Below are 871 nucleotides of genomic sequence, written 5' to 3'. Positions count from 1 at the left end.
GTAAAGGAAACCGCCATCACGCTTCTGGATGATAACGCCCATTGGGTCGCCGTCTTTGTTTTTGTATTCGTCTAGGAATACAACCTGTGCGCCGTCATCTTCTTTAGCAAGACCTTGCTCTTTTAGGTCTGCAACGATAGTCGGTAGCATGCTGTTGTACATGCTTTCGCCCATTACGTCATCACGTGTTAGAGACACGTTTAGACGGTCGTAGTTGCGCTGGTTTTGAATCATTGTTACGTCAACCAACTTCTTCCACATCTCTGCGCAGAACTCATCACCGCTTTGCAGCTTAACAACGTAGCCACGAGCTTTAACTGCGAACTCTTCGTCTTCATCGTAAAGCTTTTTAGATTCGCGGTAGAAGCCTTCAAGGTCAGCAAGCTCCATTGAAACTTCGCCAGACTCAGCCTGAACGCGCTCAAGGTTTGCGATAAGCATACCAAATTGAGTCCCCCAATCGCCGATGTGGTTAGCACGAATAACGTTGTGACCTAAGAACTCAAGAGTACGAACAACCGCATCACCGATGATAGTTGAACGAAGGTGGCCAACGTGCATTTCTTTCGCAACGTTTGGCGCAGAATAGTCAGCAACAATGGTTTGTGTTTCTGCGAGTGCAACACCAAGGCGAGAATCAGCCAACGCTGCGTCTGCTTGTTTTGCAAGGAAGGCTTCATCTAGGAAGATGTTTAGGAAACCTGGACCTGCGATTTCAACTTTAGAAGCGATACCGTCTAGGTTTAGAACATCCAATACTTTTTGAGCAAATTCTCGTGGGTTAGTGCCTAGTCGTTTAGCAACGCCCATAACGCCGTTTGCTTGGTAGTCACCAAATTGTGGTTTTGCAGATTGGAGATCGGAAGAGCGG

At 47.2% G+C, this 871-nt stretch carries 1 protein-coding gene; it reads right to left on the bottom strand.

The window, feature by feature from the left end:
* Nucleotides 1–871, bottom strand: an 871-nt coding sequence (gene argS / locus ACP45E_RS18335) for an arginine--tRNA ligase (protein ID WP_069585395.1), incomplete at both ends; no start/stop codon positions are given.

This window comes from Vibrio genomosp. F10 str. 9ZD137, from assembly GCF_049974785.1.
Classification (GTDB): Bacteria; Pseudomonadota; Gammaproteobacteria; order Enterobacterales; family Vibrionaceae; genus Vibrio.
This window is presented reverse-complemented; position numbering and strand designations above follow the sequence as displayed.